The organism is Streptococcus mitis (assembly GCF_002860865.1).
GTDB lineage: Bacteria > Bacillota > Bacilli > Lactobacillales > Streptococcaceae > Streptococcus > Streptococcus mitis_AT.
In genome coordinates this window covers 314,759-328,973 of record NZ_PKIE01000001.1, presented here as the reverse complement: position 1 = coordinate 328,973, position 14,215 = coordinate 314,759, and the positions used below count along the sequence as shown (strand labels likewise).

Genomic DNA, 14,215 nt, shown 5'->3' with positions numbered 1-14,215 from the left:
AGATATGCAAAAATCAATTAACAAACCATAACAAAATATAAGGATTATAACACAATCATTTATTCTTTTCTTTAAAAGATTCATATATTTTTTTATATAACTCTTTCATATCTTTTTTCTGAGAATTCAACTCTTCACTACCGTAGTCAAAATTTGCTACTACAAATCCCTCGTCAGCATTAGAAAAAGTAAAAAATTCTATTCCAATGAGTTTATTATGCTTAGAGTCCTCAATAGTGTCTCCTAAATTATTATTAAATTGCTTCACTTCTTCTTCACGAACTCCGAACCCCGCAGCAGCTCCATTTGCAATGATGTTTGAAAATACTTCTTCTGAAGACGCTACTTCTTTCACAGTTATGATATATGTAGCTTCTTCCGTTTCTACTTGTTTCACTTTATTCCATTTTTCTGTATCAGTAGAAGAAAGCGTATAGACTATTAACTCCAGTGTTGGTTTATTGGTATTTTCTTTTGTGATCATTTGTTTTCCAAAGAAGAAAATGGCAAGCATTCCAGCTACAAAGATCAAAGCAATATAAATTATCTTTTTCATACATTATCCCCTATATCTTTCATATCAATGATCACATCAACTTCGTTATAGACAGCTGGATCATGCGTCGCTATAATGACATATTTATCTTCATCTCTTTCATTCAATAATAAACGAATAATTTCTTTTCCAATCTCACCATCTAAAGCTCCTGTAGGCTCATCTGCTAAGATAATTTTACGTGGTTTCATTAACATTCTGGCAATAGCTACACGTTGAGCCTGCCCTCCAGACAATTCATATATTTTTTGATGTAAATAGTCACTTGACAGTCCTACTTTTTCAAGTACATCAGTTATTGTTTTTTTGTCTTTAGTGATAAGTTTCAAATTATCATATACTGTTTTGTTATCTATTAAAGAATAATTCTGAAATACATATCCAACAGTATTTTTAAAAAAAGTTCTTTCTTTTATCTTCCAAATATCTTGTTTATCAACTAAAACATTCCCACTGTCAATTTTTTCTAATCTTCCTATAATATTAAGAAGGGTACTTTTACCAGAGCCAGAACCTCCAATCAATGCATAACTTTTTCCAGATTCAAATTTTAAATTTAAGTCTGTAAAGATCTTCTTTGAGCCGAAACTTTTTGAAACGTTCAAAAGGTCAATTGTCATGTTTCATCTCCTTTTAAAATTTTAGTGTAGCTTTCAGATAATTTTCTAAAACTCATGATTATTGACAACATCAAAACGAGCAGAGAAGCAAGACCAATATATAGCAACTCTATTTGACCTGTCATAAGAAATGTAAATAGGATAACGATTGTAATAGTCATCATAAAATACTTGAGACTTGAAATTGCTATATATGTTTTTGACAGACCTAAAATGATTTTCTTCACATATTCATTCTGTTTTAGGGTAATATAAAGTTGGACATATTGATAAATGAGTATAAAGACAATACTGTAAATTATCTTCTGCAAAATTTGTGAAAGTAGAATTTGGTGCTCTAAGGACTGGATCTTTAATTTCACAATTTGGTAAACATCTACTGGATTCATTGAAACATTCAACTGGGTAGCCATTTCATTTATTTTATTTACCGCCTCAGGACTAAAAAGAGACTTAGTTGTTATATTACTAGCCAAAGAAAACTTGTTGTTTTCAATCATTTTGTCCGTATCTAACACAACAACAATGTTATCTGTGCTATCTGCTACACTTGCCATTGGTAAAAGCTCTTTCATTTTATGATTATCATCAGCATCTTCATTGAAATAAAAAATTTTATCACCATCAGGAATTATTTGTACTGCAATTTCTTCTTTTGTATAGTTTGTTCCAATAAATTGTTCTGCTACAACTGTATTCTCAATAGATTTCTGATTTTCTTTCCATTTCTCAGGAATATAAATGGTTGCTATCTTATTATCTAAAAGATGATAGTTTGTTCCATTCACTTTATTTTGTAGGTTAGCACCTGTTTGATTGATATAAATCAACTCTTTATTTATTTCTGGATTCGTTATTCCGTCATTTTCTAATTGTTTAGAAAAATTTTCCATAACATGTGAAGTTTTCATGAAATCTGGAACATATGCTGAGGATCGATCTATATATAAATAATCTAAGTTTTTTAAGGAAGCAGCTATCTGTAGATACTGACCATCCGAATCATTAACTTCTCCATTTTTAGTAGAGTTACTTTCAATTCCAAGGAACTCAATCCTTCTCCAGTCTTTTACTGTGTCCCATGGTACTAAATTCTGTATCTGAATGTTAATACTGGATTGACTACTCTTTGTTTCTTGTAAAAAAACTCCTGAGATAAGGATAATAATCGAAATAATGGCAAGCCATACGACAAAAATAAGTTTATTTTTTGCCTTGTTTTTAATAATTTCAATAGGCTTTTCAACCTGAATCGTCAACCAAAATAAAACAAAGGTGATGAGATCAATGATTTGAAATAGTATAAAATTCGTTAAAATCAGAGAGAAAAATAACTTAGAACTATAGGTGAAGAAACCATTTCCCAAAAAAGAACTGTAAGAAATCATCAATAAAGCCATCATAATCAGTTCAAAAATAAGAGAAATACCATAATCTCTTCTTAGATCGTATACAGGCAATCCCAAAGAACGTCGTATCACTCCTTCTTTAATCTGCTTCGTTCTAACAACAAATAACACAACTAATAAAGTTAAGTAAATTGAACCCATTAACAGTATTCTTAAAGTTCCAGTAAATTGTAAGATTCCTCCTATATACCAAGGATAAGCCATATATACTGTTTGCAACCCCGTCATCGTAAGTGGTTTCAAACTATCTATATCCATTTTCCCAAGGGTGTAATACATCCCTATTATTGGTGTTGACTTTAATTGTTCATTATTTACATCATCAAAATTTACATACCTCAACTGACCCGAACTCTGAACGATGGGCTTGTAAATGGTAACCTTTTCCGATTTTGATAAATCACGAACCATTTCGTATATTTCGTTATTTGAAAGATTGCTTTTTCCTTGAATAGAAAAAGCACCATCAATTGGTAAAGGTATGGGCATTTCTGTATCGCTAATAGTGACCCAACCAATTGCAGCAATCAAACAGAAGAAGAATCCAATGATACATAATTTTAATTTCATAAGCAATTACCATATTACAAGAGACCCTATTTTATAATTGGGTCTCTTGTTTTCATAAATTATTTTTAAAATCTATAATAATCCCAATATGCATTTAATCGAACATCGCTCCAAGATTTTGTAGCACTTGAATATGCCCATCCATAATCTTGTTTATCCTGAGCTTTAACTGTTCCCCAAAAATTCGTTACTGAAGATTTTGAACCAATATTATCTGGAGAACTAACAAAGTAATTCGAATAACCAGAGTTATCATTTACACCATATTCCCATACATCAATAATGGGACTTGGAGCAGGGTGTGCTGTAGTTGCACTAACAATACTAGCTACAGTAGCAAAGCTAAAACTTAAAACACTTGCGACTAGAAAAACAGATGCTTTCTTGTTAATTCTTTTTTTCATTTTACTTCTTCTTTAATTAAAATATTTGATGAAGAATAAGCAACAGTCCCCTTTTTAGTCCATCCATATTACTTTAATATGAATTGATAATATTTATGTTTTTAATCACCGTTATGGTATCTAGAGTAGTTAAAATATCTCATAACTACCCCTCCTTTTAAAATTGAACACATCTATATGCATTCGCTTACATTTATTAATATAAAACTTATTTTTTAGTTCGTCAAGTATTTATAGTATATTTTTTTTTGATAAAATGGGATTATCTATAAAGGCGATTTTCGAATCAACAAAATAATTATCCAACTTAACCAATAAGAAAAATCGGCCGTTACAGTTTTTGTTACCTTTTATATAAAAATAGGTTGACAATAATTCTTCTATGAGTATAATAGTTACTATACATCAGAAAAGAGGTTAACTATTTTGAAAAAAGCTCACGTTTATGCTATCCCTGCTATTGGGGCTGCTCTCATTGCTGTTTTGGCACAAATCAGTCTTCCAATTGGACCTGTTCCCTTCACTCTGCAAAACTTTGCAATCGGCTTGATTGCTACTGTCTTTAGACCGAGGGAGGCTGTACTTTCTGTTGGACTCTATCTTCTTCTAGGTGCTATCGGTCTTCCTGTCTTTGCAGGAGATGGAGCTGGATTTCATGCTTTGATTGGCCCTACTGCAGGCTATCTTTGGTTTTATCTCGTTTACTCTGGACTTACTTCCTCTCTAACCAACAGCAAGAGTGGTGTTGTCAAGATTTTCCTTGCAAACCTCTTGGGTGATGCCCTTGTCTTTGTCGGCGGGATTCTCAGCTTGCATTTTCTAGCTGGAATGGCATTTGAAAAAGCTCTTGTTGTGGGGGTCATTCCCTTTATCATTCCAGACCTTGGTAAACTTCTAGCTATTAGTTTGATTAGCCGTCCCTTACTTCAACGCCTTAAAAATCAGGCTTACTTCGCTAACTAAAAAAGGATATCGAGTTGCCATGACTCAATATCCTTTTCTTTCATTTTAAAAACTTATACTCAATGAAAATCAAAGATCAAACTAGGAAACTAGCCGCAGGCTATACTTGAGTACGGCAAAGCGAAGCTGACGCGGTTTGAAGAGATTTTCGAAGAGTATTAGTTTCCTTTAAAAGCATCCACCATTGTTTGAAATTCTTCATTGGAGAGAGTAATCCCTTTGCCCATTTTAGTATGGTCTGGGCTCCAAGCACGAATATCAAACTTTGCAGGGGCACCATTAAAGCTCACACGGTTGATTTCCTTAGTCCAACCTTTTTCGTTTTCAGAAAGAGTCAACAAGTGCTCTTCAATTTCAAATGTAAATTCTGCCATTTTCTTCTCCTTTTTTAGCTTTCATTTGATTATTCGTAAAATCTTGTAGATTTTAGGAAAATTTTATATAATATTGATATAAAAGAAGGGAGGCCAATATGAGACATAAATTCCAGCAAGTTCTAGATAAAATACATGACTTTTTAAATGGACATGACCAACCAGACCATACTGAAAGCAACTCCCTTACAGCCACTATTGAAGAGGCTATCCAGAAACAAACTGCTGTTCACCTTATCTTGTCTGAGGCAAGTTTTACAGGTGATATCATCAAATACGATCAGCAACGCCAGCAAATTATCGTGAAAAATTTTGCCAAAAATGTGACCCGTATTATCCGCATAAGCGATATTCAACGCCTGCGATTTGTCCCCTCAACTGTCCAAACAGCCCAAAAAAATAGATTTAAGAAAGAGTGAGATGTAGTTGTTTCATCCCACTCTTTTTTCTTAGCGAATTTGTTCAAAATGTAAATGAACTGCGATATGATCTCCATAACCACTTCTTTCCAAGTCACGTTGTAGACGATAGGAAATGTAGTGTTCTGCAATGGTAATGTAACCTGCACCCAGCAAACGATGTTCAACCATAGACTGAATCATGCTGATGGTCGCACGTTCCACCTTGGCCTCTTCCAAATCCAAAACCACTTTCTTAGTGACTTGTGCAAGGTTTTGACGTAAATCATCTGTCAATACATAGACAGTCTGGGCTGCCTTTAAGATAGCTTGGTAAATCTTATCTGGATTAAATTCAGCAATTTCTCCATCACGTTTGATTACTTGCATAGGTTTCTCCTTTATTCTTTGTTTTCTTTGATTTCTGCCAGCATTTTTTCTTCTTCTGCTGTAAGTTGATAATTTTCTAACAAATCTGGTCTGCGCTCGTAGGTTTTCTTCAAACTCTCATACAATCGCCACTGACGAATCTTTTCATGGTGTCCGCTCATCAGTACATCTGGCACAACCATGCCTCGATAATCATAGGGACGTGTGTACTGAGGATATTCAAGAAGGCCTGAAGAAAAACTATCATCTTGGTGGCTAGACTCCTTGCCAATCACTTCTGGAATCAGACGTACCGTAGCATCAATCATGGTCATAGCAGCCAACTCTCCACCAGTCAAGACATAGTCGCCCAGGGAAATCTCATCTGTCACCAAGGTCTTAATGCGCTCATCATACCCCTCGTAGTGACCACAGATAAAGATTAGCTCTTGCTCTTGAGCCAAATCCTCAGCATAAGCCTGATCAAACTGCTTTCCAGCTGGGTCTAGGAGAATAACGCGCGGATTTTTCTTTTCAATAGCATCAAAGGCATCGAAAATGGGTTGGACTCGGAGCAACATCCCCTGACCTCCTCCGTAGGGCTCATCGTCGACATGGCGGGCCTTTTCAGCATTTTCTCGAAAATTATGATACTGGATATCCAAGAGCCCTTTTTCTCGAGCCTTTCCAACGATTGAGTGCTCTAGCGGAGAAAACATCTCTGGAAAGAGGGTTAAAATATCAATCTTCATCGTCTAACCCTTCTAAGATTTCCACATCGACGCGGTTATTTGGAATATCAACATTGAGAACCACTGGTGGGATATAAGGCAAGAGCAAGTCACGCTTTCCTTTTCGCTTGACCACCCAGACATCGTTGGCACCTGGTTGCAGGATTTCCTTGATGGTTCCAATCAAGTTATCCCCCTCATAGACTTCCAAACCGATAATCTCGTGATAGTAGAATTCACCATCGTCTAGGTCATTCAAATCTTCCTCAGCAACCTTGAGACTGTATCCCTTGTACTTTTCAATAGCATTGATATGGTACATATCTTTGAATTTAATAATGTCAAAGTTCTTCTGTTTACGGTGGCTAGCGATGGTCACTGTTTGAACAAACTGATCTTTTTCATCAAACAAGGCTAGCTCAGTACCTTTTTTAAACCGTTCTTCTGCAAAATCTGTCACAGACAAGACTCGCATCTCACCCTGCAACCCCTGCGTATTGACGATTTTCCCAACATTAAAGTAGTTCATCTTGTCTCCTGTAGTCTATTTCTTTCCATCTTATTCGGATAATTCTCGAATAATAGTCACAATTTTTTCTGATTCTGACCATTGTAAATAATGGTGATTCCCTCCTAAAATGAGTTTAGTATTGGAAGTCCAATATTCTGATTCTCTGTACTCTTTTTCCCTATAAGCCTGACAAAAAATAAATACAGGGATATAAGATTCTATAGATACGTTCTCAAAATCTTCCTCAGTAATCTCTCCAGATATCTGAAATCCTGTATCTTGATTTTCCAACTCTGAACCTTTTTCTTGCATTATTGCCCAGATTTCTTTATTAGTTTCAGGGCTAAATGTGGCTTGAGTTAAGTTCTTAAAATAAAGTTCAGGACCACACTCATTAATCAGCCTCATCTGCTCTTCCATTTCTGGATAAGGATTTTCTGAAAAATCAGCAAACATGACGTTTTTAGTTGTCGGTTCCATTGCTACTAAAGCCTGACACTTAATTGGTTTCTTGAGCAATTTACAAGCTAAAATTCCACTCAAACTATGTACACAAAGTATATATTCAGAAATCCCTAATACTTCAAGTACTTCATAAACCGCATCTGCAAGATTATCTAGATTTTTTCCAGCTTGGTCATGAATCGGACTTCTACCTGTGTTCGGAAAATCAATTGTCAAATAACCAATTGTAGGAGGAAGTTTTTCAAGTATAAGTGAAAAATTTTCATAACTTGGTAGCAAACCTGCGCCACTTAAACAAACTAGCATTTTCTTTTGCTTTTGATAAGTAACAGAGAGACTACCAATCTCTGTAGATACCTCAAACCTCTTCATAAAGAAATCCACTCGTTCTATATAATAAATTATTAAAAATCCTTATCCTTTATTTTATCACGTTCCAAGGATTTTCTCAAGTTGGAGGAAGGGGACAACATCTCTACTTTCCCTTCAAAAATCCTTCCAAATCACGTTCATGTTGGTACTTAATGGCTGCAGTTTTGTCTTTCTCAAAGATAGTCTTGGTAAGATCAATATGATTAATAGCTGCTATTGCGACGGTGTAGTGAATGATATCAGCCAGTTCTTTAGCAAGTTCCTCGTTAGAATCCTGCACCCCTTCTTTTCGACCAGAGCGACCATTCAAAACTTCAGCTACTTCACCGACTTCCTCCACTAGCTTGATAAAAAGACCTTCCTCAGTCCGAGACTGCTGGTAATGTTCGAGTAAGTAGTCTTGTAATTGTCTAAACGTTAAATCCTTCATATCCTGCTCCTTGCAAAAAAAGCGAGACATTCGTCCCGCCCTTCTTATTTTTCGTCAATAACGATTCTTACTTTTTTGTCTTCAGTTGGGACAGAGTAGACAATCGTTCTTATCGCAGAAATAGTGCGACCCTTACGACCGATTACACGACCCACATCGCTTTGGTCAAGATCCAAATGATACTCCAAAAACTCTGGTGTATCTTCAATCTTGATAGTTAAGGCATCTGGTTGTGAAATCAAGGGTTTCACAATCGCAATAATGAGATTTTCAATCGTATCCATCTGTCAACCTACTTTAAACTTATTTTGAGAATTTAGAATCGTGGAATTTCTTCAATACACCTTCTTTTGAAAGGATATTGCGAACTGTATCTGAAGGTTGAGCTCCATCAGCCAACCATGCAAGAACGCGGTCTTCTTTCAAAGTTACTTGGTTTTCAGCAACAAGTGGGTTGTAAGTTCCAACTGTTTCGATGAAACGTCCGTCACGTGGTGAACGTGAATCTGCTACGTTGATACGGTAGAAAGGTTTTTTCTTAGAACCCATACGAGTCAAACGGATTTTAACTGCCATTTTTAGAGTCTCTTTTCTTATTTTTTATTTCGGTGAAATAGCTAAGCTATTTAGCACATGTTCTATTATAGCAGATTTCTGACAGGTGTCAAGAAAAAAACTTGACAGACTATAAAATTTTTAAAGCTTTTAGAAAGTTGTTAGAATAGGAAATAAAAGTTTGAAAGAGACTATCCGTAAATACTATTTTAGAAAAATTTTATAAAGACCATCAAGTCAAACCCTTCATATCGCCTGAACATGATTTGGATACTTGGCTCCTAAATCCCAAGCCTGTTCCTAAGCGAAATATGGACTTATTGGCAGATGATTTGCTGGCAGGTGATATCATTCTACTATGGAGAATACAGTTTGGAACCTTTACCACCGAAACATGATTTTAAAAACTCCCATTCGAATATGATTCAAAATTCGCTTAAAATCAATGTTTTCCCACTTTTTCAGAAAACAAATTTTCATCTAATTTAAATAACTTTCAATTAAATGGTATGAATTTTGCTTAAAATCATCAAAAAACACCCCATGGTGTGAACCATAATACTCTTTGAAAATCTCTTCAAACCACGTCAACGTCGTCTTGCCGTAGGGTATGGTTACTTACTTCGTCAGTCTTATCTACAACCTCAAAGCAGTTCTTTGAACAACCTGCGGCTAGCTTCCTAGTTTGCTCTTTGATTTTCATTGAGTATAAAGTGTTGTAAATACTGTATTGTAGCTAGTTCTTAACCTTTAGAGAACTGGCTAGCTTTACGAGCTTTCTTAAGATCTGGTTTGGAAAGTATAGATTTCAATTAGACTAAAAACAGCGAAATATCAAGGATTTTAAAAAAGATATCTACTAATTAATTTATAAAATATGAATTAATAGATTCTAAATAGGGGAATAGTCTAGGTCTGTAAAAGATTAAATAATTTCTATTTTAGCTGTTAGAAACGTTGGTACATCAATGTTTTTAGAATGCTACATAATAAAAGGTAGAGTGAATAGTAGAGTAGTTATTGCGTTAGGTCAGCAATCTTATCGATATAAAGATTAACAGATTCTAACTTTCTTTGCGGTGCTAACTCGGCGTATGTGTCCATTGTTGTTGAAATTGATTTATCTTTTTTGATTTTTTGATGACCTTTTTGCCATTATGGATAATTTTTTCAGTTGCATCAGAAATCAAAAATTTTTTTCTTTGAATATTGAAATTTGCGAATGTCTTGGAAAGTCTAAGACAGCTAGATTGTATAGAAATTAAGTCATCATCCGACAAAGAATTCATTCTTTTATCTACAGTTTCTAAAACTCTAAATATAATAGAGCTGAAGCAGTGATAAAACATATTTTCAACAAACTTGGCAATATCTCTAAAAATAATTTCTTTATAGTCCAAGTCGGTTTGAGTATTCAAATAAAGCAATATTGAAGTGATAACTTGTTGCTTTTCCTTTTCAACTTGACTAACTTGACCTGCATTGCCCAGTTCGCTTTGTGTAATATTGTGTTTTTTTCTTAAATTTTTGATACGAGTAGGTAGTTCATGTGAATAATTTTCTTCAAAAAATTTCATATACAATCCCCCTATAATCATGGAAAAGTAGTAAAAATAGTTGTTATCCTAGTTGATTAAAAAAATCTCTGATTTCCTCATCTTTTATAAAATAATATATAATTTTCCCCTCTCTTCTAGTGTCCAAGATGTTTTGATTGGCTAGTTTACGAAGATGGTGGGAGGCAGATGCCATACTGAGATTTAATAAACAGGCTATATCGCAGACACAGAGTTCTTCGACGGCAAGGAGATAAAAGATGATATTTATCTGTTTATTATCGGTAAATTTTGATAAAATGCGAAGTGATTTTTGGACTTTTTCCTTTTCAAGGTAGTTCGTTGCGGTTGTAACATTTTGTTGATTTATAACATCCACTTGACAGATACTATCTTTTTTCATAATATTTTCTCCTAGCCTAATATAGTCCATAGTATGTCAAAACTGTTATTTTCAATCAGGATATATATCCCCAATCCTAAATAAACAACGGCAATAAACCATCTGCTATATTTTTCCAAAATTTCTCCAACAGAAGAGACTTGTGCCAATTTTTGGGCAGAAAAAACCAAGAGATAAATCATGACTAGAAAGGTAAGTAAAGCTACTATCAAATTTGCTAAATTTAAGGTAGTAAAATATGGAACAAAGACACCAATATTGTCAGCACCACAACTTGCAAAAGTAATCATAGCGACTAGAAATATCAGGTTTTTATTATCTTTGCGCAAACCTTCTTTGGCAATAGCTTCTCCATCAGAATCTCCTAAAAGCAAAACTTTGAGACCTAGGAAAATTGGAATCAAACCGAGTAAACCTAAAATCTCTTTACTAGGAATATAATTTAAGACAAATGCAAAAAGCAAACTTAGCAATATTAGACTAACAGAGCCTAGAAATTGTCCTAAATAGATGTTAATGATGTCTTTTCTGCTTTTTCTTTTGGCAAAAAATAACATTAGGATAATAAGTAAGTCTACGGCTGTCCCAGAATACAGTATTATTGAAGTAACAACATTTTGAATCATAAAACACCTCATTCAAATATATTTTTGAATGTATTCTAACATTAAACTTTGTAGATGTCAACTTAAAATCCACCAAAATATAGATAAGAAGTTAGTGTATCAAATATTAAAAAGCCCTGCCATCGAAATGATAGCAGGGCTTAACTTCAATATCCAGATGATATATTTATCTAAAAAAGGTAGAGTTTTTATTGATTTGTAGTGCGATATAATGAGTTTCCAAAAATCAAAAATCGCTTAAAATCAGTATTTTGACATCTATTGACGTGTACTGAAATCCTTACTTAACCTCTGTAAAAATTAACTTCTACACCTACAAAGCTTATTCTGACAGACTTTATACAGTCTAAGAAAAAAAGTAGAGATTCATACAGTATCTAGATTTTTCAAAAGTTCTTTATCATCAAAAATTCTTTATCATCAAATATTATTAACGAAACTATACAAACCAAATCCGATGTATTACTTCAAAGAATTCTTTAGTTGTTTGACTATCAAGGGCTTTTATTAAAAAATTTTTTCAAATAATTGCCACCTTGGCACACAAATTCTTGCTTTCTAAATTTAAATGTGATATATTTATAACATAAAATTTAAGTGTTATATATTTATAACATAAAAAAGGAGTCTATCATGAAAAAAAGTCAAAAAATGCGTGGCCTCATTGCAATGATTGCCGTAGCTCTCTTTATTGATTTTATTGTTTTATTTGGTTCTAATCTTAGTTGGGGACCCAAGTTAGTTATTACTGGTATTTCAGTATCAGGCCAAATTATAGCTATTTGGAGCTGGCTACATATGAAACTATGGTCTCATAAAAGTCAGAAAGGTAAGGGAAAGATTATTTTTGACTTGTCTGCTAAGCTTTACACGATACTTGTGTTTGCAGCAAGCATTTTTTATACAGTAGGAATTTGGGTTGCGACCCCTAGCGTAAGTTCTGGTATTAAAGAATGGATTTTGGGAATTATCCTCGTTATTGAAGTGATTCTATTTGGTTTTTTCTCTTTAAAAAATGTCAAAGAAACTCCGGACGAACGCTTTTATGCTAATTTAGCAAAGGCAGCTAGCTTGATGTTTGTTTTTATACTAGGCGCACTGATGATCCTAGTAGTTATCATTGGGTATATGGGGTCTCTCACTCTTTACATGGGACAGATATTTATTAGCATAACTGCCTTGATTTGCATCTTTGCGGTTGTCTATTTTATCTTGGAACGTAGAGGATAAGCATGGCCAAAGAAAGCAAGATTATTACTAATCTCAAATCTGTTCGTGAGTCCACAGGCATGACCCAGCAGGAGTTAGCCGACCTCATCGGCATGCGACGCGAGACAATTCTGCACTTGGAAAATAACCGTTACAACCCTTCGCTGGAAATGGCTCTTAAAATTGCTCAAGTTTTTAATCTAAAAGTAGAAGACCTCTTTGAACTCAGACAGAAAGAGGAAGCATAATTCTTTTCGAAACCTAGCATTAAGTTCATTGACTAATTAGGAAGTGAAGCAAAAAGAAAAAATCCTTTGAAAATGTGCTCTTTTAAAATATAGTAATTCTTTTGAATTAACGTTTACTAATTGTGGTGCTTTACGAGCTTTCTTAATACCTGGTTCTCTAAATACTTTGAGTAGACTTATGATATTGATTCCCCTAAGCATCTAAAAACTCTGGTAGAAAAAGGTTATACTCTTGTCGAAACTGCATCTGACTCACTTAATCATCTCAATGCTACTATGAAAAAGAATATTCTGAAAAGCAAGGGAATTACAGGACTGTCTAAGATGAAGGCTACAAATTTGGACCAAGCCCTTCATGACCACTTCTCAGAAGAAGAATTAGCAATCGTGGCTACAAATTGACTCTAAAGGGAGAGCAGATACTGGAACAATACAAGGATATTATCGACCTTCATCCAAAGAAGAATCTTTAATCAAGCGATTTTTTAGTTAATTTTCTCTAAAATTGTCTTGTCACTAATATTTGAAATCCCCTTCCTTTTAGGGTACAATAGTAGAAATGAATTTTTGAGAGGAATAGAATGAAAAAACTAGCAACCCTTCTTTTACTATCCACTGTAGCCCTAGCTGGATGTAGCAACATCCAACGTAGTCTGCGTGGTGATGACTATGTAGATTCTAGCTTGGCCGCTGAGGAAAGCTCCAAAGCAGTAGCCCAATCTGCCAAGGAGTTAAACGATGCTTTAACAAACGAAAACGCCAATTTTCCACAACTATCTAAAGAAGTTGCTGAAGATGAAGCCGAGGTGATTCTCCACACAAGCCAAGGTGATATTCGCATTAAGCTCTTCCCTAAACTCGCTCCTCTAGCAGTTGAAAACTTCCTCACTCATGCCAAAGAAGGCTACTATAACGGCATCACCTTCCACCGTGTCATCGATGGCTTCATGGTTCAAACTGGAGATCCAAAAGGGGACGGTACAGGTGGTCAATCCATCTGGCATGACAAGGATAAGACTAAAGACAAGGGAACTGGTTTCAAAAACGAGATTACTCCTTATCTCTATAACATCCGTGGTGCTCTTTCTATGGCTAATACTGGTCAACCAAACACCAATGGCAGCCAGTTCTTCATCAACCAAAACTCTACAGATACCTCTGCTAAAATCCCTACAAGCAAGTATCCAAAGAAAATCATCGAAGCCTATAAAGAAGGGGGAAACCCTAGTCTAGATGGCAAACACCCAGTCTTTGGTCAAGTGATTGACGGTATGGATGTTGTAGATAAAATTGCTAAAGCCGAAAAAGATGAAAAAGACAAGCCAACTACTGCTATCACAATCGACAGCATCGAAGTGGTGAAAGACTACGATTTTAAACTCAATGAAAATCAAAGAGCAAACTAGGAAACTAGCCACAGGCTGTACTTGAGTACGGCAAGGCGAC

The 14,215-nt window shown here is 34.8% G+C and carries 23 protein-coding genes and 1 pseudogene; 8 read left to right on the top strand and 16 right to left on the bottom strand.

Annotated features, from left to right (window positions below):
* Nucleotides 1–55: 55 nt before the first annotated feature.
* The 4 genes from CYK18_RS01695 to CYK18_RS01680 form a co-directional block, all read right to left on the bottom strand.
* Nucleotides 56–556 carry a hypothetical protein gene (locus tag CYK18_RS01695; protein WP_101784666.1) on the bottom strand — a complete coding sequence of 167 codons (501 nt, stop codon included), beginning with the start codon at nt 554–556 and terminating at the stop codon, nt 56–58.
* Nucleotides 553–1,176 (bottom strand): ATP-binding cassette domain-containing protein, encoded by a 624-nt coding sequence (locus tag CYK18_RS01690; RefSeq protein ID WP_000151033.1) that lies wholly within the window; start codon nt 1,174–1,176, stop codon nt 553–555. Before CYK18_RS01690 ends, CYK18_RS01695 begins: the two co-directional genes overlap by 4 nt.
* Complete coding sequence (locus CYK18_RS01685; protein ID WP_033677480.1) at nt 1,173–3,155, bottom strand: ABC transporter permease; 1,983 nt, start codon at nt 3,153–3,155, stop codon at nt 1,173–1,175. Before CYK18_RS01685 ends, CYK18_RS01690 begins: the two co-directional genes overlap by 4 nt.
* 65 nt (nt 3,156–3,220) lie before the next feature.
* The gene (locus CYK18_RS01680) at nt 3,221–3,559 is read right to left on the bottom strand and encodes a hypothetical protein (RefSeq protein ID WP_000746106.1); all 339 of its coding nucleotides are present in this window, start codon (nt 3,557–3,559) and stop codon (nt 3,221–3,223) included.
* Nucleotides 3,560–3,985: 426 nt separating this feature from the next.
* Between CYK18_RS01680 and CYK18_RS01675 the strand changes: the two genes are divergently transcribed.
* On the top strand, nt 3,986–4,522 hold the full coding sequence (locus CYK18_RS01675) for a biotin transporter BioY (protein WP_101784664.1): 537 nt from the start codon (nt 3,986–3,988) through the stop codon (nt 4,520–4,522).
* Between the two features lie 158 nt (nt 4,523–4,680).
* Here CYK18_RS01675 and CYK18_RS01665 read toward each other — a convergent pair whose 3' ends face one another.
* Nucleotides 4,681–4,896, bottom strand: a complete 216-nt coding sequence (locus tag CYK18_RS01665) for a YdbC family protein (protein ID WP_000807422.1) — start codon at nt 4,894–4,896, stop codon at nt 4,681–4,683.
* A 98-nt stretch (nt 4,897–4,994) separates the two neighbouring features.
* On the opposite strand from CYK18_RS01665, the gene CYK18_RS01660 reads away from it, so the two are divergent.
* Nucleotides 4,995–5,315, top strand: a complete 321-nt coding sequence (locus CYK18_RS01660; RefSeq protein ID WP_060805622.1) for a hypothetical protein — start codon at nt 4,995–4,997, stop codon at nt 5,313–5,315.
* A gap of 30 nt (nt 5,316–5,345) precedes the next feature.
* Here the strand turns inward: CYK18_RS01660 and CYK18_RS01655 are convergent, their stop codons facing one another.
* The 7 genes from CYK18_RS01655 to rpsP all read right to left on the bottom strand — a co-directional run bounded on the left by CYK18_RS01655 (nt 5,346) and on the right by rpsP (nt 8,748).
* Nucleotides 5,346–5,684 (bottom strand): ATP cone domain-containing protein, encoded by a 339-nt coding sequence (locus CYK18_RS01655; RefSeq protein ID WP_001196040.1) that lies wholly within the window; start codon nt 5,682–5,684, stop codon nt 5,346–5,348.
* Nucleotides 5,685–5,695: 11 nt separating this feature from the next.
* Complete coding sequence (gene trmD, locus CYK18_RS01650) at nt 5,696–6,415, bottom strand: tRNA (guanosine(37)-N1)-methyltransferase TrmD (RefSeq protein ID WP_101784662.1); 720 nt, start codon at nt 6,413–6,415, stop codon at nt 5,696–5,698.
* Nucleotides 6,405–6,923, bottom strand: coding sequence for a ribosome maturation factor RimM (gene rimM, locus CYK18_RS01645; RefSeq protein WP_057487241.1), 519 nt, complete (start codon nt 6,921–6,923; stop codon nt 6,405–6,407). The genes trmD and rimM overlap by 11 nt, the downstream gene beginning before the upstream one ends.
* 30 nt (nt 6,924–6,953) lie before the next feature.
* Nucleotides 6,954–7,742, bottom strand: a complete 789-nt coding sequence (locus tag CYK18_RS01640) for an alpha/beta fold hydrolase (protein WP_101784659.1) — start codon at nt 7,740–7,742, stop codon at nt 6,954–6,956.
* Nucleotides 7,743–7,845: 103 nt separating this feature from the next.
* A complete protein-coding gene (locus CYK18_RS01635; protein ID WP_101785295.1) occupies nt 7,846–8,172 on the bottom strand; it encodes a MazG nucleotide pyrophosphohydrolase domain-containing protein in 327 nt (108 codons plus the stop codon).
* 44 nt (nt 8,173–8,216) lie between these two features.
* Nucleotides 8,217–8,456, bottom strand: coding sequence for an RNA-binding protein KphA (gene kphA, locus CYK18_RS01630; RefSeq protein ID WP_000379617.1), 240 nt, complete (start codon nt 8,454–8,456; stop codon nt 8,217–8,219).
* Nucleotides 8,457–8,475: 19 nt separating this feature from the next.
* On the bottom strand, nt 8,476–8,748 hold the full coding sequence (rpsP, locus tag CYK18_RS01625; protein ID WP_000268760.1) for a 30S ribosomal protein S16: 273 nt from the start codon (nt 8,746–8,748) through the stop codon (nt 8,476–8,478).
* Between the two features lie 185 nt (nt 8,749–8,933).
* Here rpsP and CYK18_RS01620 point away from each other — a divergent pair, with 185 nt between their 5' ends.
* Nucleotides 8,934–9,125 (top strand): hypothetical protein, encoded by a 192-nt coding sequence (locus tag CYK18_RS01620; RefSeq protein WP_101784657.1) that lies wholly within the window; start codon nt 8,934–8,936, stop codon nt 9,123–9,125.
* Nucleotides 9,126–9,304: 179 nt separating this feature from the next.
* Here CYK18_RS01620 and CYK18_RS10995 read toward each other — a convergent pair whose 3' ends face one another.
* The 4 genes and pseudogenes from CYK18_RS10995 to CYK18_RS01595 all read right to left on the bottom strand — a co-directional run bounded on the left by CYK18_RS10995 (nt 9,305) and on the right by CYK18_RS01595 (nt 11,312).
* Entirely contained in the window at nt 9,305–9,430 is a 126-nt protein-coding gene (locus CYK18_RS10995) for a hypothetical protein (RefSeq protein ID WP_257958669.1), read from the bottom strand.
* 466 nt (nt 9,431–9,896) lie between these two features.
* Nucleotides 9,897–10,304: pseudogene (locus CYK18_RS01605) on the bottom strand (helix-turn-helix domain-containing protein); the annotation flags it as partial.
* Nucleotides 10,305–10,347: 43 nt separating this feature from the next.
* Nucleotides 10,348–10,686, bottom strand: a complete 339-nt coding sequence (gene cadX, locus CYK18_RS01600) for a Cd(II)/Zn(II)-sensing metalloregulatory transcriptional regulator CadX (protein ID WP_000711078.1) — start codon at nt 10,684–10,686, stop codon at nt 10,348–10,350.
* Between the two features lie 11 nt (nt 10,687–10,697).
* Entirely contained in the window at nt 10,698–11,312 is a 615-nt protein-coding gene (locus tag CYK18_RS01595) for a CadD family cadmium resistance transporter (protein WP_000615750.1), read from the bottom strand.
* A gap of 28 nt (nt 11,313–11,340) precedes the next feature.
* On the opposite strand from CYK18_RS01595, the gene CYK18_RS10990 reads away from it, so the two are divergent.
* The 5 genes from CYK18_RS10990 (at nt 11,341) to CYK18_RS01570 (ending at nt 14,175) form a co-directional block, all read left to right on the top strand.
* Nucleotides 11,341–11,514 (top strand): FanG protein, encoded by a 174-nt coding sequence (locus CYK18_RS10990; RefSeq protein ID WP_078374329.1) that lies wholly within the window; start codon nt 11,341–11,343, stop codon nt 11,512–11,514.
* A 431-nt stretch (nt 11,515–11,945) separates the two neighbouring features.
* Nucleotides 11,946–12,542, top strand: coding sequence for a hypothetical protein (locus CYK18_RS01585; protein ID WP_101782572.1), 597 nt, complete (start codon nt 11,946–11,948; stop codon nt 12,540–12,542).
* A 2-nt stretch (nt 12,543–12,544) separates the two neighbouring features.
* On the top strand, nt 12,545–12,769 hold the full coding sequence (locus CYK18_RS01580) for a helix-turn-helix transcriptional regulator (RefSeq protein ID WP_001041097.1): 225 nt from the start codon (nt 12,545–12,547) through the stop codon (nt 12,767–12,769).
* 276 nt (nt 12,770–13,045) lie between these two features.
* Nucleotides 13,046–13,171 (top strand): hypothetical protein, encoded by a 126-nt coding sequence (locus CYK18_RS10985; protein WP_257958648.1) that lies wholly within the window; start codon nt 13,046–13,048, stop codon nt 13,169–13,171.
* 179 nt (nt 13,172–13,350) lie between these two features.
* Nucleotides 13,351–14,175: a peptidylprolyl isomerase gene (locus CYK18_RS01570; RefSeq protein ID WP_101784655.1), complete on the top strand. Its 825-nt coding sequence runs from the start codon at nt 13,351–13,353 to the stop codon at nt 14,173–14,175.
* The last annotated feature ends 40 nt before the right edge of the window (nt 14,176–14,215 follow it).

What these genes read in the sequence shown, in the direction of transcription:
- CYK18_RS01640 (WP_101784659.1), bottom strand. Translation starts at nt 7,742, where the DNA reads ATGAAGAGGTTTGAGGTATCTACAGAGATTGGTAGTCTCTCTGTTACT.
- CYK18_RS01635 (WP_101785295.1), bottom strand. Translation starts at nt 8,172, where the DNA reads ATGAAGGATTTAACGTTTAGACAATTACAAGACTACTTACTCGAACAT.
- CYK18_RS01595 (WP_000615750.1), bottom strand. Translation starts at nt 11,312, where the DNA reads ATGATTCAAAATGTTGTTACTTCAATAATACTGTATTCTGGGACAGCC.
- CYK18_RS01660 (WP_060805622.1), top strand. Translation starts at nt 4,995, where the DNA reads ATGAGACATAAATTCCAGCAAGTTCTAGATAAAATACATGACTTTTTA.
- CYK18_RS10995 (WP_257958669.1), bottom strand. Translation starts at nt 9,430, where the DNA reads ATGAAAATCAAAGAGCAAACTAGGAAGCTAGCCGCAGGTTGTTCAAAG.
- CYK18_RS01685 (WP_033677480.1), bottom strand. Translation starts at nt 3,155, where the DNA reads ATGAAATTAAAATTATGTATCATTGGATTCTTCTTCTGTTTGATTGCT.
- rpsP (WP_000268760.1), bottom strand. Translation starts at nt 8,748, where the DNA reads ATGGCAGTTAAAATCCGTTTGACTCGTATGGGTTCTAAGAAAAAACCT.
- CYK18_RS01680 (WP_000746106.1), bottom strand. Translation starts at nt 3,559, where the DNA reads ATGAAAAAAAGAATTAACAAGAAAGCATCTGTTTTTCTAGTCGCAAGT.
- CYK18_RS01665 (WP_000807422.1), bottom strand. Translation starts at nt 4,896, where the DNA reads ATGGCAGAATTTACATTTGAAATTGAAGAGCACTTGTTGACTCTTTCT.
- kphA (WP_000379617.1), bottom strand. Translation starts at nt 8,456, where the DNA reads ATGGATACGATTGAAAATCTCATTATTGCGATTGTGAAACCCTTGATT.
- cadX (WP_000711078.1), bottom strand. Translation starts at nt 10,686, where the DNA reads ATGAAAAAAGATAGTATCTGTCAAGTGGATGTTATAAATCAACAAAAT.
- rimM (WP_057487241.1), bottom strand. Translation starts at nt 6,923, where the DNA reads ATGAACTACTTTAATGTTGGGAAAATCGTCAATACGCAGGGGTTGCAG.
- CYK18_RS01580 (WP_001041097.1), top strand. Translation starts at nt 12,545, where the DNA reads ATGGCCAAAGAAAGCAAGATTATTACTAATCTCAAATCTGTTCGTGAG.
- CYK18_RS10990 (WP_078374329.1), top strand. Translation starts at nt 11,341, where the DNA reads ATGTATTCTAACATTAAACTTTGTAGATGTCAACTTAAAATCCACCAA.
- CYK18_RS01690 (WP_000151033.1), bottom strand. Translation starts at nt 1,176, where the DNA reads ATGACAATTGACCTTTTGAACGTTTCAAAAAGTTTCGGCTCAAAGAAG.
- CYK18_RS10985 (WP_257958648.1), top strand. Translation starts at nt 13,046, where the DNA reads ATGAAAAAGAATATTCTGAAAAGCAAGGGAATTACAGGACTGTCTAAG.
- CYK18_RS01570 (WP_101784655.1), top strand. Translation starts at nt 13,351, where the DNA reads ATGAAAAAACTAGCAACCCTTCTTTTACTATCCACTGTAGCCCTAGCT.
- trmD (WP_101784662.1), bottom strand. Translation starts at nt 6,415, where the DNA reads ATGAAGATTGATATTTTAACCCTCTTTCCAGAGATGTTTTCTCCGCTA.
- CYK18_RS01695 (WP_101784666.1), bottom strand. Translation starts at nt 556, where the DNA reads ATGAAAAAGATAATTTATATTGCTTTGATCTTTGTAGCTGGAATGCTT.
- CYK18_RS01655 (WP_001196040.1), bottom strand. Translation starts at nt 5,684, where the DNA reads ATGCAAGTAATCAAACGTGATGGAGAAATTGCTGAATTTAATCCAGAT.
- CYK18_RS01585 (WP_101782572.1), top strand. Translation starts at nt 11,946, where the DNA reads ATGAAAAAAAGTCAAAAAATGCGTGGCCTCATTGCAATGATTGCCGTA.